This is a genomic window from uncultured Turicimonas sp., from assembly GCF_902477955.1.
GTDB lineage: Bacteria > Pseudomonadota > Gammaproteobacteria > Burkholderiales > Burkholderiaceae_F > Turicimonas.
Genome location: NZ_CABSJB010000003.1, coordinates 64,951 through 79,814, shown reverse-complemented (window position 1 = coordinate 79,814; position 14,864 = coordinate 64,951). Strand labels below are relative to the sequence as shown.

General features: G+C 44.4%; 12 protein-coding genes. 5 read left to right on the top strand and 7 right to left on the bottom strand.

Annotated features, from left to right (window positions below; translation table 11 throughout):
- Positions 1 to 126 precede the first annotated feature (126 nt).
- A complete protein-coding gene (locus tag RDK53_RS01915) occupies positions 127 to 1,404 on the bottom strand; it encodes a Zn-dependent hydrolase (RefSeq protein WP_308513034.1) in 1,278 nt (425 codons plus the stop codon).
- Between the two features lie 202 nt (positions 1,405 to 1,606).
- On the opposite strand from RDK53_RS01915, the gene dcuC reads away from it, so the two are divergent.
- Together dcuC and RDK53_RS01905 are read left to right on the top strand one after the other, a co-directional pair.
- Positions 1,607 to 2,881, top strand: a complete 1,275-nt coding sequence (gene dcuC / locus RDK53_RS01910; RefSeq protein WP_308513033.1) for a C4-dicarboxylate transporter DcuC — start codon at positions 1,607 to 1,609, stop codon at positions 2,879 to 2,881.
- Positions 2,882 to 3,009: 128 nt separating this feature from the next.
- Positions 3,010 to 4,278, top strand: a complete 1,269-nt coding sequence (locus RDK53_RS01905; protein ID WP_277036090.1) for an amidohydrolase — start codon at positions 3,010 to 3,012, stop codon at positions 4,276 to 4,278.
- A gap of 355 nt (positions 4,279 to 4,633) precedes the next feature.
- On the opposite strand, the gene RDK53_RS01900 is transcribed toward RDK53_RS01905, so the two are convergent.
- Positions 4,634 to 5,479, bottom strand: coding sequence for a fumarate reductase cytochrome b subunit (locus RDK53_RS01900; RefSeq protein ID WP_277029977.1), 846 nt, complete (start codon positions 5,477 to 5,479; stop codon positions 4,634 to 4,636).
- Positions 5,480 to 5,646: 167 nt separating this feature from the next.
- On the bottom strand, positions 5,647 to 6,297 hold the full coding sequence (upp, locus tag RDK53_RS01895) for a uracil phosphoribosyltransferase (RefSeq protein ID WP_308513032.1): 651 nt from the start codon (positions 6,295 to 6,297) through the stop codon (positions 5,647 to 5,649).
- A gap of 111 nt (positions 6,298 to 6,408) precedes the next feature.
- Between upp and RDK53_RS01890 the strand changes: the two genes are divergently transcribed.
- Positions 6,409 to 6,969 (top strand): LapA family protein, encoded by a 561-nt coding sequence (locus RDK53_RS01890; RefSeq protein ID WP_308513031.1) that lies wholly within the window; start codon positions 6,409 to 6,411, stop codon positions 6,967 to 6,969.
- A gap of 57 nt (positions 6,970 to 7,026) precedes the next feature.
- Here RDK53_RS01890 and RDK53_RS01885 read toward each other — a convergent pair whose 3' ends face one another.
- Together RDK53_RS01885 and pepN are read right to left on the bottom strand one after the other, a co-directional pair.
- Positions 7,027 to 8,019: a class 1 fructose-bisphosphatase gene (locus tag RDK53_RS01885; RefSeq protein ID WP_308513030.1), complete on the bottom strand. Its 993-nt coding sequence runs from the start codon at positions 8,017 to 8,019 to the stop codon at positions 7,027 to 7,029.
- 13 nt (positions 8,020 to 8,032) lie between these two features.
- Positions 8,033 to 10,708, bottom strand: coding sequence for an aminopeptidase N (gene pepN / locus RDK53_RS01880; protein WP_308513029.1), 2,676 nt, complete (start codon positions 10,706 to 10,708; stop codon positions 8,033 to 8,035).
- Between the two features lie 185 nt (positions 10,709 to 10,893).
- Between pepN and RDK53_RS01875 the strand changes: the two genes are divergently transcribed.
- A complete protein-coding gene (locus RDK53_RS01875; RefSeq protein ID WP_308513028.1) occupies positions 10,894 to 12,324 on the top strand; it encodes a C69 family dipeptidase in 1,431 nt (476 codons plus the stop codon).
- A 118-nt stretch (positions 12,325 to 12,442) separates the two neighbouring features.
- On the opposite strand, the gene RDK53_RS01870 is transcribed toward RDK53_RS01875, so the two are convergent.
- Complete coding sequence (locus RDK53_RS01870; protein ID WP_308513027.1) at positions 12,443 to 13,066, bottom strand: NapC/NirT family cytochrome c; 624 nt, start codon at positions 13,064 to 13,066, stop codon at positions 12,443 to 12,445.
- A 214-nt stretch (positions 13,067 to 13,280) separates the two neighbouring features.
- A complete protein-coding gene (locus RDK53_RS01865) occupies positions 13,281 to 14,024 on the bottom strand; it encodes a TOBE domain-containing protein (protein ID WP_308513026.1) in 744 nt (247 codons plus the stop codon).
- A gap of 87 nt (positions 14,025 to 14,111) precedes the next feature.
- Here RDK53_RS01865 and modA point away from each other — a divergent pair, with 87 nt between their 5' ends.
- Positions 14,112 to 14,861, top strand: a complete 750-nt coding sequence (gene modA, locus RDK53_RS01860) for a molybdate ABC transporter substrate-binding protein (RefSeq protein WP_308513025.1) — start codon at positions 14,112 to 14,114, stop codon at positions 14,859 to 14,861.
- Positions 14,862 to 14,864 lie beyond the last annotated feature (3 nt).

Genomic DNA, 14,864 nt, shown 5'->3' with positions numbered 1-14,864 from the left:
TTGGAGAGTCTTAAGTAAGGTCATTACACGTGAGAATTCTGAGCTGTGAGACTAATTGTAGCAACAGGGAGAAAAAAAATCGCCCCAAAAAGGTGGGGCGATTTTTTTTTGATAGTGATCTAAAGGTTACTTAATGCCTTCAATCGGGAAGTCCTTGACAGCATTCCAAAGAGCGTCGGCCCCTTGGATGAAGTCTTCAAGTTTCATCTTTTCATGAGGATTATGAGAACCATCTTGGTTTGCCACAAAAATCATAGCGGCAGGAATTCCCAGATTGCCGAAGATGACGGAGTCGTGACCTGCACCGGAAGGCAGCTTGCGTACGTTGAGACCGGCTTCACGGGCACTCTTATCCAAATGATTCATAAGGTTTTCATGGATAGCAAGCGGTTCGCTGATGATAGTCTTGTCAAATTCAAACTTAACGCCGCGTTTCTTGCCGATTTCTTCAGCTTGCTGCAATAAGAGAGCATGGAACTGTTCAAGAGTTTCACGATGAAGAGATCTAATATCACAGCAGAAAGTTACTTCTCCCGGAACAATGGCAATAGCTGAAGTAGCAGCTGTATGTACAACGCCGATCGTGAAGACTAAGTCTTTACCGTCTTTGAGCCAATCATCCCATAAGCAGTCCATCTTGTAAGCGAGTTCAGCCATTGCTAACACAGCATCGTGACGGAATTGCTTATCAACGGCACCTGAGTGAGCTGTTTCGCCGATGCATTTGATAGTTTTATGACGGAAGTTGCCGCGAATACCGGTGACTATGCCAACTCTTGTATCGGAAGAGTCAAGAGTAGGGCCTTGTTCAATATGAAGTTCGATAAAAGCTGCCATCTTAGCTAAATCAACGACAGGAACACCTGTAGTTAAGTCATCCGGATTAAAACCGCATTCCTTGATGGTTTCCTTTAATGTTTTGCCGGTGGAGCGGTGTTTGAGAGCAAGGTCTTGTTCCGTGAGCTGTCCAGTCATACCGAGAGAGCCTACATAGCACTTGCCGAACCAAGAGCTTTCTTCCATTCTCATCATGAGAACTGTGTAATCTCTTTCGGGAACGTAGTTGATTTCTCTCATCCAGCGAGCAACAGTCAAAGCAGCGACTACTCCTGCCAGCCCGTCATAGTTGCCGCCTTGTGGTACGGAATCCACATGTGAGCCGCTGACAAGTGCGGGGAGGTTACGATTTTTACCCGGAATGGTCATCCAAACATTTCCGGCTTTATCGGTAGAAATTTCAAGATTAAGTTCGTTTCCGATTTTCTTAAAATATTCGAGAACCTGGGTTTCTACGGGAGAGTAGCCCTGACGGGATACGCCTTGACCATCTTTTGACATCTCGCGGATGTCGTCGAAGCATTTTTTAGCAAATTCTGATGATTTTTTTTGGAATTCAGAAGGCATTTTTAAGATTCTCCTTGGATTAAATCTGTTCATTTTAGAAGAACGAGACAGATGAAAATTAAATAACTATTCAAAAAAAATTGTAAATTACAGGGTTAGTACGGTTTACTAGATATTACAAGATGTGAAATAGTAAGGCATTCTCCGGAAGAGAGTATCTTACGGGGATTACAAAAATTAGCTAGTTTGAAAGGTGTTATTCATGTCATTAACCGCTTGGATAGCAGTAGCCGTGGTTATCGTCACGGTCTATTGCTTAATTAAACGCTATGAGACCCGCTTGGTTCTCTTCACGGCAGGTTTGTTCCTTTGCTGCATTTCCATGAAGCCGATGATGGCTCTGGACCAGTTCGCAAAGAGCATGACAACTGCAACTCTTATCATGGCAATCTGCGGATCGATGGGTTTCGCATATGTCGTGACTCACACACAGTGTGATAAGCATTTAGTTTCTCTGTTAGCAGCTCCTCTGAAGAAGATTGGTATTCTTTTGATTCCAGCCGCTACAGCTGTTACTTTCTTCGTTAACATTGCACTTCCTTCCGCAGCCGGCTGTGCCGCTGCCGTATGCGCAACTTTGATCCCTGTGATGATCCGCTCCGGTATCCGTCCGGCCGCTGCAGGCGCAGCTATTCTGATGGGTACTTATGGTTCCTGCTTGTCCCCAGGTATGAGCCATAATAACTTCGTAGCTAAGATCTCCAACATGGACGTTATGGACGTTATCGGTCTCCATACACCATTCACATTGATCATGATGGCTATCGGCCTTGTTGGTATCACAATCGTCTGCTTAGTCTTGCGCGATAACAAGCCAAGTCAAGAAGAACTTGATGCCTACTATGCTCAGGCTGGTCAGGCCGGCGAAATCGGTCGCATCAACATCCTCAAGGCTCTTGCTCCGCTCGTTCCATTGTGCATTTTGGTTGCCGGCAACCAATGGTTCCCAGCTATCAAGATGGGCGTGGCACAGGCCATGGTCTGCGGTGCTATCTACACATTAGCAGTTAGCTGGACAAATCCACAACAATTCTCCAAAGAATTCTTTAAGGGAATGGGTTCAGGTTACGGTTCTGTGATGGGTATCATCATTGCGGCCGGTGTCTTTGCTGCTGGCTTGAGAGCTGCCGGTTTGGTCGATGCATTCGTCGCAGGTCTTAAGGCTTCTAACGAAATTGCCCGTTGGGGCGGTTCTTTAGGACCATTCATCCTCGCTGTTATTACTGGCTCCGGCGACGCTGCTACATTCGCCTTCAATGAAGCTGTTACACCTCACGCTGCTGATTTCGGTATGCAGGTTCCTAACCTCGGTGCTTTGGCTCTTATCTCCGGTTCTTTGGGCAGAACAATGTCCCCGATCGCTGGTGTTGTGATCGTTGTTTCCGGTCTTGCTATGGTCCAGCCAATGCAATTGGTTAAGAGAACATTTATCCCAATGATTATTGCCGTGTTCACACTGGCATTGATTATGGTTTAATTCTTTGCTACCGCAAAAAAAGGTCCTTCGGGACCTTTTTTACTAGGAATTTGTAAAAAATTGCTAGCTTAATTCCCAATAAAACGCTATGATCCAATAATTAATACAAACCCTAAAGAGGAGACACAATGTCAGATTATTCATCCCAGCTGATCGAACAAAGAAGAACTTTGCACCAATGGCCGGAAGAAGGCTGGACAGAGTTCTGGACTACTGCCTACATTGTCGAGAAGCTGCGCAGTTTTGGATATGAAGTTCTTCTTGGAACAAAAATTATTAACCCAGAACAAGTTTTCGGCAGAAATGTTGAATTAGTTGAAGAAGGTAAGAAAAACGCTTTGGCCCGTGGAGTTTCCGAAGAACTAATCGCCGAAATGGAAGGTTACACAGGTGCTGTAGGTTTGTTGGATACAGGTAAAGAAGGTCCTACAACTGCATTCCGTTTTGATATCGATTGCGTCTGTGTTCAGGAAACAGCAAATGCTGATCATAAGCCGAATAAGGAAGGTTTCCGCAGCCAGCACAACGGCTTTATGCATGCATGCGGTCACGACACTCACACTTCTATCGGTCTGACATTGGCAAAATGGATTGCCGATCACAAGGATGAACTTAAAGGAAAATTCAAGATTGTTTTCCAACCTGCAGAAGAAGGTGTTCGCGGTGCTTCTGCTATCGCCGGCTCCGGTATTCTTGATGATGCCAATTATTTGTTCGGCAGCCACATCTCCTTTATGGCTGACAGCGGTGAAATCGTGGTAGCTCCTTACGGATTGCTCTGCACATCTAAATTTGACGTTAAATTTACAGGAAAACCGGCTCACGCAGGTAAAGAGCCAAATGCAGGCCGTAATGCTTTAGCTGCAGCTTGCAATGCTGTTGTACAAATGATGGGAATTCCACGTCACGGCGGCGGCATGACACGTATTAACGTCGGTACCCTCAGAGCCGGCGAAGGCCGTAACGTTATTCCTACACATGCTCATATGGCTTTGGAAGTTCGCGGCGAAACCAGCTCTATTAACGACTACATGACAGAACAGGTTATGAACATCGTTGAAGGCATTTCCAAGGGCTTTGACGTGACATATGAAGTATCTCAGATGGGCGCTGCTGTTGACTTCACCAACGACAAGGAATGCAGCGACATCATTGAAAATGTAGCTAAGACAGTTCCAAGCGTTAACAAGATTATTCCGGACGGCAACTTCGGCGGTTCTGAGGACTATTCTGTTTTAGGCAGAAGAGTACAGGCCAACGGAGGTAAGGCAGCATTCTTCATCTGCGGTGCTGACAGAGCAGCAGGCCATCATCAAGGAACCTTTGATATCGACGAAAATGCTTTGCAAACAGCATTTGATATGTACAAAGGCATTGTTGAAAAAGTAAATAAGTAAGCTGAATAGTTAGTTGAAATAGGCTGCGGAGGCTCGGAAAGTTTCGAGTCAAAGCAGCCTAAAATTTTTTGCTTTGAAGAAACATTCCGGCGATGATTTGGGAGAATAGATTAAGAGCTCCCAATTCTCACAAGTCAATGCAGAAGATGGTCTTTAGGATGTATTTCCAAGGTTTAGGCTTAAAGCTTGCTCAATGGAAAACTCAATCAAATATAAATTCTCTAACTTAAATAGCTATTCTTCGAGGGGAAGAAAGACTTATGATTCTCGCGATATTCAAGTTTTTCAACGTCTTCAAAAAGGCATAAAAAAAGAGGCTGGATAACCAGCCCCCTTACGATATCTATACTACTTATTAGTGAGAGATACCTTTGAGTCTGTCAGGCCACCAAGATGGATACGGCTGAGTCTGAGGTGTCTGGAGATAGCCAGGAACAAAGTGTGTCTTACCAAGTTCTGCAGCTTCCTTACCTGCATTGTAGTAACCCATGATTGTGAAGCTTCCGAGAGCAATCATGAAGATGATCAAGCCGATTGTAATCTTGCGGAGGAGAACACGTGTAGCGTTGGAAGGACCGCACCACTTCATGCAGAGACGGTACAAACCAATCATGCCGTGAACTTCAGTGACGATGAGGAACAGGTAAACAACCCACAACCAGGAATTGTAAACTTCGAGGCCGGAGCCGTATGGTCCGATTTCGCCTGGGTTCATGAGCATTGGGAGCATGTGCGGGAAAACCAAAGCTGTAAGAACAACACCAGTCAAGAATTGGAACCACCACCAAGTTGTATCGCCGTGGCGGAGAAGTTTAACGTGGCCGCGCATAGTGCGGAGGGCTTTGTAGTTGGATGGGAATTTGCGAAGAGCAGTGATAGCGTGGATAACTACTAATACGAAAATAACTCCAACAAACAAGGAGTGCATCCAGAGGTGATCAACACCGTCGATAAAGTAGCCGCCTGTCAAGGAAACTAAATTCCAGAAGGTGTCTTTACCAAGAAGGATGGAGCTTGTGAAAGCCATGTGGCAGAAGAGGAACAAACCAAGAATCAAGCCTGTTCCGCTCTGAAGCACGTCAACCCATGCATAGGCATGAGACTTGTGCTGAGTTTCTGTCAAATCTACACCGTCAATAATTGTTTTGGCGGTTGGAGTGACCTTATATAAATGGGAGATGTCCTTAAAATCGTCGGCCATAGTAAAACCTTAGTTCAATTAATAAAGCAATTTAACTGAGAAGGATCTTGCTCTTTAATCTTCCTTTAAGGAATAAAAAAATATCGAAAGAAAGCGACTTTCAATCGATATTTTGAAAATTAAGTAAAAATTTAAGGGTTTTATCCTATTTATATCAACTTATGCACCTATTTGGTGCCAAATATTCTATCTCCGGCATCACCTAAACCTGGAACAATGTAGGCATCTTCATTCAAATGATCGTCAAGCGAGGCGACATAGACTTTGATATCGGGATGTTTTTCTTGGAATGTCTGGACTCCTTCAGGAGCTGCAACCAAGGCTACGAAAACAATATCTTTTGCCTTAACGCCGCGTTTGAGAAGAACGTCCACTGCTGCAACTGCAGAGTATCCGGTGGCAAGCATCGGATCGACAACCAGGATCTTTCTATTCTTCAAATTGGAAGGGAGCTTAACTAAATATTCAACAGGACGATGGTCAGGTCCGCGGTACATCCCGATATGCCCGATACGCGCAGAAGGCATTAAATCCAATAGTCCGTCACTCATGCCAAGTCCGGCTCTGAGAACCGGAACGATAACAAGTTTTTTACCGGAAAGGTAATTTGTCTTGCATTTGCACAAAGGAGTCTCGATTTCACGAGTTTCTAACGGAAGATCTCGGGTTACTTCATAGCCTAAAAGGTAAGATATTTCTCGAAGAAGCTGTCGGAAGGTATTAGATGGTGTACCTTTTTGACGCATTGTACTGAGTTTATGTTGGATGAGTGGATGATCGACTATATAAAGGTTAGGAAATCTCGGATCTGTCTTCATTTAGAACTCCCATAAAAGTGTCTTAATTATCCTCCCACTGATAGGAAGTTTCCATGACTTCTCCTAAATTGTTTAAACTTGCAATAATAGATACAAATTAAAGGAAATTACATGCGCTATCTTGTACTTTTAGTTCTGCTTTTATTAGGAGCAGGCTTCGTGTTCCTGAATTGGGACGCAGTATGCAGTCCGACTGAAGTCAATATGGTATTTACCAAAGCCCAAGCCCCTCTCGGGATGATGCTTTTAGTCTGGTTCGGTATCCTGTTTCTCGTTGTTTGCTATGGTCTGGTCAAGCAGCAAGCCACAGCATTAACTACAGCAAATAAGATGGCCAAAGAGTTAGAAGCTCAGAGAAAGTTGGCAGCTAATGCTGAAGACTCTCGTCTTACTAACGTTAAATCTGAATTTGATGCTAAATGGCAGAAGCTTGTTGACAGTCAAACCGCAATCCTGGAAGCCTCTGAAAAGAGAATTATGCAGGAACAAACTAATTTACTTGAATCTTTCAAGGAAGCACTCAAGAATAATGAGCAAAGCAATCAAGATTTAAGTAAGAACATTACAACGGCTTTGGATACGATGGATGACAAGATCACTAAAGTATTGATCGACGTTAAACAAGTTACGGCGTCTTCTAAGAGCGTCCCCGCACCGCAGACAGAGCAATAATTCTGGGCAGTGCAAAAGGAAGGCCGGTTAAAACCGGCCTTTAACGTTTTGAGTTAATTAGAATTTTTTGTGATATTCCTCAACGCGAGTTACTTCTTCTTTAGCTCCTAAGAATACCGGTACGCGTTGATGAAGTTTTTCCGGTTGAAGATCAAGAATAGCGCCTTTACCGGTGGAAGCAGCTCCGCCGGCTTGTTCAATTAAGAATGACATTGGATTAGCTTCATACATAAGACGAAGCTTACCGGGCTGCTCGGGCTTTCTGTTGTCCCATGGATACATAAAAATGCCGCCGCGGCAAAGAACACGGTGGACTTCCGCAACCATGGCGGCAACCCAGCGCATATTGTAGTTTTTACCCAAAGGTCCGTCTTTTCCTGCCAATAAGTCTTTAACGTATTCTTTGACCGGAGCCGCCCAATGACGCATGTTGGACATATTGATTGCAAATTCTTCCGTAGTCGCTGGGATTTGGACATTTTCTTTGGTAAGGATATAGTCGCCGGTATTCATGTTTAAAGTGAACATGACGACTCCTTTGCCGAACGAGAATGTCAAGATAGTTTGCGGAGAATACATGACGTAGCCCGCAGCAACTTGTTGTCGTCCCGGAATCAGAAAACTTTCGTTCGTGATTTCACCTTTCGGAGCCTTTGTGATTGAGAAGATTGTCCCGATAGGAGCATTAATATCGATATTGCTGGATCCGTCGAGAGGGTCAAAGGTAATGAGGTATTTGCCTCTCTTGAACTGAGGAGGAGTGACAAGGCAGTCATCCATCTCTTCGCTAGCCATACCGGCAACGGAACCGGTCCATTCAACTCCGGAAACAAAGATCTCGTTGGAAATCACGTCCAATTTCTTTTGATGCTCTCCTTGGACGTTGTCAGTACCGGCCATTCCCAAAACGCCGGCCAGCGCACCATGAGTAACTTTATCGTTGATGTCTTTGCTTAACTGAGCAACGGCACTGATTAACGCGGATAATTCGCTGTCAATCAAATTGTTTTGAACGGCAGTTGTTAGATATTGAGAAAGAGTAATAGACACAACACTTCTCCGATTAAATGGGTTCGTTAATAGCTTTATCCACAATCTCTCTGAGATCTGTTGAGAGATTCTTTTGTTGACTTACGTATCTTAATGCTTTGTACATCATTGAAGACAGTCTCGGCTCATACCTTCTCCAATTTTCTAGTGTTCTGGCCAAGCGGGCAGAGACCTGCGGGTTAAAACTGTCGATATTAAGAACAGTTTCAATCCAGAGCTGATAACCGCTGCCGTCAAGAGTATGGAATTCAGGACCGCCTTTGGCAAAGAAAGTTCTTAACAGCGAATAGACGTTATTCGGATTCTTAATGGAGAAAAGAGGATCCATCATCAAAGAGCGGATTTTGTTCACAACCGGCATCTCTCCGTGAACCGAGGTCGCTAAGGCTTGAACTTCGAGCCATTTGTTAATTAGGAGAGGCTCTGTTGCCCATGCGATAGAACTCTTGTTGAGCATTTCTTGACGAATGGGAAGACCGGAGTGTACAGCTATGCTTAAGGCGCCTAGTTTGTCCGTAATGTTGTTCCCTTTTTCGAAGAAGTTGCGGGTTTGCTGAACTCCTTTTGGATTACCGGAGGCGACTAAATAGGACAAGGATAGGAACTTCAAAGCTCGTTTGCCGGCAAGATCCGGATCATACTTATATATTCCTTCGGTAGTGCAGGTTTTTACCTTATCCTCAAAGCTGGTCTTGAGTCTTTGCCCAATTTTCTTTTGCATTGCCTGACAGGCAGCACGAATCAAAGCCGGTTCAATAATAATTTGGCTTTCATAAATGGCTTGTTCGCTAGGCAGTTTCAAAATTTCCGCGCGGTAAGCCGGGGACAATCTTTCATCGTTAAGAATCTCTTCAAAAGTTGCTAAATAAGCTTCCATTGGAGAAAGAGAATTCGCATTTTGAGTTTTTCTCAATTCTTGAATGAAGGCATCGATAGCTAAAATGGACAGCTTCTCAAAGGCTTCAGCTCGGTTAAATAGATCCGAATCGTTTTTGGCTAAGAATACCAGTTGATCTCTGGTTAAATCCATGTCAAAGATGACGGGAGCAGAGAAGCCTCTGCCTAAAGACAGAAGGGGTCTTCTGTCTACATTGACCAAAGTCCATGTTTGTACGTCTTGATTTAAAAGAAGGACTCGTGTAGTTCCGACGGGCAGCGGTTCACCTTCCAGCTGCAAAGGAATATCCTCGCCTTTGTCATTGAGGACTCCGATTGCTAAAGGAATCATCAGAGGCTGTGGTTTCGGTTGACCGGGAAGGGTACGGTTGGACTGTCTCGCGGTAATAGTAAAGGTCTTTTTGCCTTCGTCCCATTGAGTTTTCACCGAGACGCGAGGAGTACCGGCCTGAGAATACCAAAGAGCGAACTGAGACAGATCAGCGTCGTTGGCTTCTGCCATCGCAGTACGGAAGTCGTCACAAGTGGCCGCAGATCCGTCGTATCTGCGCAGGTATTCAGCAAGTCCTTTCTTAAAACCTTCCTTGCCGAACATGGTTTGATACATACGAACAACTTCTGCACCTTTTTCGTAAACGGTCATGGTGTAGAAGTTGTTAATTTCACTGTAGGAATCCGGACGAATCGGGTGGGCCATAGGACCGGAGTCTTCCGGGAACTGAGCCGTGCGCAAAGCTCGGACGTCTTTTATTCTCTTTACGACTTTTGCTGATTCAGAACCCAGCATATCGCTTGCGAACTCTTGTTCTCTGAAAACTGTCAAGCCTTCTTTCAAAGATAATTGGAACCAATCTCTGCAAGTTACGCGATCACCGGTCCAGTTATGGAAGTATTCATGTCCGATAACGGATTCAATAGCAGCGTAATCAGAATCGGTCGCAACTCTGTCATCGGCAAGAACGTATTTGGCATTGAAAATATTCAATCCCTTGTTTTCCATTGCGCCCATGTTGAAGTCGTTAGTGGCAACAATCATGAAGCGTTCCAGGTCTAAGGTAAGGCCGTAGCGGACCTCATCCCAGCGGATAGCTTTTTTAAGACAATCCATAGCGTGGAGAGTCTTATTCTCGTTTCCCGGTTCTGTATAAATCTGCAGGAGAGCGGTTTTGTCGTTATTGAGTTCAATTTTGTCTTCGTTGACGGTGAAGTTGCCGGCAACCAGGGCGAACAGATAAGAAGGTTTCGGGAAAGGATCGTGCCAGATTGCGTACTTGCGCCCGTCAGGAAGCACTCCTTGATCTATAAGGTTCCCGTTGGACAGAAGAACTTTGCATTCTTTAGGAGCATGAAGAGTCACAGTGTATTTTGCTAATACGTCCGGGCGATCAGGGAAGTAAGTGATGCGTCTGAAGCCTTCTGCTTCGCACTGTGTTATGAAGTTGTTATTCGAAAGGTACAGACCTGAAAGCTCAAGGTTAGCTTTGGGATTGATTCGAGTAACAATTTCGATATCGGTGGGTTCCTTAATTGAGTGAAAAATCAATTTGCCGGCATTCATGGCATACTGATTAGTCAAGCTCGGTTGTCCGTTAATTTTTATTGAGACAAGCTGGAGACTTTCACCGTTTAATTCAAATTCGTCGCTTTCTCTGCCTTCTCTCGGGACGACATGCATGGTAGAGGTGACGATTGTTCTATCGGGAATTAAATCAAAAACGAGATTAATCGTTTCAACATCGTGGTTAGGTGCTTTGTAATCTTTACGGTAAACGACCGTTTGTCTGTTTGACATTGAAATCCTCGCGTAAAACTGTCCGATTATTCTAATTAATATCGAGGAAGTTATCAGAAATTAACAAATCGGAATAGACATCGAAATTCTGGAGGTTAAGCTCCAGAAACAAATAATCACTAAAAAATGTAGCTTCATAATTTTTCAATAGCTAGAATCCTCTCAAATATTTAACGGAGATTCCTATGTGCACAACAGTCATTGTTGGTGAAAAGGCCAGTTACGACGGCTCTTTTCTGATGGCCAGAAGCGCTGACAGCTCTGCTCTAAAGGCCCAACATTTTGTAATTCATCCGGCAAAAGAATATCCCGAAGGTGCGATGTACCGCACCAAGGACTACGATGGCGCCACAGACTTTTCTTATCCGTTGCCAAGACAGGCAATGCGCTACACAACGGTTCCTAACTGGAAAACAGGACTGCACGGTGCAGTAGGATTTAACTCCGAAGGTCTCGGCATCACCGGCACTGAATCTATCTTTGCTCGTGATGATGCTTTAGCTATTGATCCCTACAATAAGGAATCCGGCATTACTGAAGACGATATTCTTGACGTTCTTCTTCCACGCTGCAAAACAGCTCGCGAAGCAGTGGCCCTTCTTGGCAAGATTATCGAAACACAAGGTGCCGGAGAAGGTTTCGGTGTGGGTTTTGCCGACGACAAAGAAGTCTGGTATCTCGAGACCGGAACAGGTCATCAATGGATGGCTCAGCGTACTCCTGCTGAGGTCTACTTTGCATCCGGCAACCAAGGCAGATTGCGCTTCTTTGATCCGAAAGACGACACAATGATGGGTTCTCCTACATTGATTTCTTTCGCAGAAGAACACGGCTTCTACGATCCTAAGTCAGGCAAGTTTGACTTCGCTGCCGCATACACCCGCAACGATGATAGAGATCGTATTTATAACGATCCGCGCGTTTGGGTAATGCAGAAGATTTTGAATCCGTCTCTAGAGCAAAAAGTTGCTGACGGAAGAAACTTTGATGTTTATCTCAAGCCTGAACAGCCCGTTACTCTTCAAAATCTGAAAGATATTATGCGCAACCACTTCGAAGGTTACGCTCACGATCCTTACAGTTTTGGATTAAACGGAAGCGAACCTTGGAGACCAATCAGCGTATTCAGAACTTATGAAGCTCATATTCTTCAAGTTCGCCCATGGATGCCGAGAGAAATCGGCGATGTGATTTACGTTGCGTTCGGTATGGCTTGCCTTTCTTGCTTCATGCCTTTCTACCAAGGTTTAGATCAAGTTCCTGCTGCATTCGGTGAAGGAACTGATCATGCAGACGACAAGTCTATCTATTGGAAGTTCCGTAAGCTCCAAACGCTTGCTATGACAGACTTCCCGACACTTGCACCGATTGTTCAGAAGAAATTTGCTGAGCATGAAGCTGCTATGAGTGAAAAGCAGTCTGCTATGGAAAAAGAATACACCAGCTTGTATGCAACTGATAAGCAGGCAGCTCATGATCTGCTTCAGAAATTCAATTTGGAAGTTTTCGAAGAGACTGAAGAAGTCATCGATGGTTTGATGAAGGAGCTCTTTACAGTTCTCACAACAAAGATCGAGAAAGAAAACTTCTTCGCAAATAAGAAAATGAAAGACTAATCTTTCTTTTTTGAGAACAGCCTCCTATCTGGAAAGCTAGGAGGTATTTTTTTTGCTGCTGAAAAGCTTCAGACAGACAAAAGGCCTCCGAAGAGGCCTTATCCTGCATTTCAGTTAATTATTTAGCAGCGGCTTTCCATGCATCTTCAAGAGGAGGGAACTTCTTGTTTTCAGCGATGTAAGCATCAACTTCTTTGTAGTTGTGGCCGGCTGTCTTGTGGCACTGTACGCAGTTGGTTGGTTTGTCGATAAAGCCCTTGTGGAACTGAGCAATCATCGGCTTCTTGGCATCATACATTTCTTCCAAGTTATGGCAACCGCGGCAGTTCTTGAAGTTGTTGCCGGTCATAGTATCGATAACGCGTTTTTCAGTAACTTTACGTCTTTCAAGCCATTTTTCCGGTGTGGAATAGTTGCCCTTGATTTCGCCGATGAGAGAAACCATACCGGCTTCAGCTTTTGCGAAAAGAAGCTGAGTATAAGCAATCGGGGTCAACGGATGATTTGTTTCATTTAAAAGGTGGCAGTCAGAGCAGCCTGCTGTCACGCCTGTCGGAGTTCTGGCATGCTGGCCTTGTTTCCATGCATAGGCTACGCCGTCCATGGAGTGGCACCATGTAGTACAGAATTTATCGGAACCTGCCCACTGTACGACGGAAACGGTGGAAGCAGAAATCACGATACCGACAACAATACCAATAACTAAGAGCCAAAAAACTCCCCATTTACTTCTAGAGGACATATTCTTCTTCCTTGCTGTTGTTAGTTAGTCAAAATGTTCTGACTCTAAGGGTGAGTCGAGTCGCTCCATGCTTGTTCTGAAATATACGAAAGAGCGGCATGAACTAAGTTTATCTTAAGAAATAATTAGAAATAAAAAGCAGAAATAAAAAAAATATGGAACTAACCCTAGAAATTTTGGGTTCTCCCCAATTAGAGTTAATCTTTTTGGGTCATCACATCAGGCCAATAATCACATTTGTTTGATCGACTTCAAGATAGGCGTCCGAACCGATAGTCAGGTTATGCGGGCTATGCACAAAACCGACAACATTAATTCCATTGGCTAGTCGTAGAGTAACTTCACCGCCTTTATCTTTTTGGGGTAAGCGAGCAACCTGGCCTTTTAATACTTCTTTGTCATAGTTCTCCGGAAGTGAGTCAAGAATTTTTGCTCCGGTAGCCTTAAACAACGCTAATACAGCCATTCCCACCTTCAAACCGAGCAGCTGCTGACTTTCTGTCGTAATGCTGGCTTTTAAATAGGCTTGTTCAGCAACTTTTAAAACCACCTTGGATTGGGAAAGACCTCCGTGAATTTCTTCAATCACGCAAGGAATTACATTTCTTACGCTCATTTTGAGCGTACTGGCCGCTAGAGATGCAAGTTTTGAATGTTGACCGTTCTCAATATCAGTCAAAATTTGTGAGCGGACTTTGTTCAGAGAGGCGGATGCTTCAAGTACCAGTCTTCCGGCAGGCGTTAAGACTGCGCCGCCTCCTGAAGAGCCGCCGACAGCTTTATCGACCAGCGGTTCGCCGGCAAGATTGCTTAGAGTTTCAATTGCCTGCCAAGCGGCTTTATAGCTGATTCCGGCTGAACGGGCTGCCTGAGAAATACTTCCCAGACTGTCGATTCTCTGAAGAATATCTATTCTTTTATCTACACTCTCTAACCCCAGGGCATCAAAGATGTTCATATCTTTACCAATTAATTATTTTACGTATACAATACCGTTATTCTAATCTAGAATAGCGACAAGATAATTATTTCTTAAAGGAGCATCATGAAACACAGTTTATTGCTTTTAGCTGTAGCAGCTATCTTCTCAACCTCAGCCAATGCTGCCGACATTAATGTCGCAGTAGCCGCCAACTTTACAGCTCCTATGAAAGAATTGGCCGCTATGTATGAAAAAGAAACCGGTAACAAGATTCTAGCTTCCTACGGTGCAACAGGTGCCTTTTACGCACAGATAAAAAACGGTGCTCCTTATCAGGTTCTTTTTGCCGCTGATGCAAAAACCCCGGCTAAGATTGTAAAGGAAGGTTTGGGTGCTGAAGGTACGAATAAGGTATATGCGTACGGTAAGTTAGTTTTGTGGAGCGCTGCACCTGACTTCGTAAAAGAAGATAAGAACTTTATTCTTTCCGACAAAGTTAAGAAGATTGCCGTTGCTAACCCCAAGTTAGCTCCATACGGAGAGGCTGCTTATCAAACAATGACAGCTTGGGGTAATCTGAAGAAAGCGGAACCCAAATTTGTAACCGGGGACAATATCGGTAAGACATTCCAGTATGCCAAGACAGCGAACGCGCAGGTTGGTTTCGTCGCTTTATCTCAAGTATTCAAGGACGGCAAGATGACATCAGGATCGGGCTGGATTATTCCAACTGACTTGTATCAGCCTATTCGTCAGGACGTTGTTGTCTTGAATCCGGGTAAAGGCAACAAAGAAGTCGCTGACTTCCTCAGGTTCGTTGAAACCAATCCTCAAGCTAAGAAGTTAATTGAGTCCTACGGATACGGACTGTAAGAG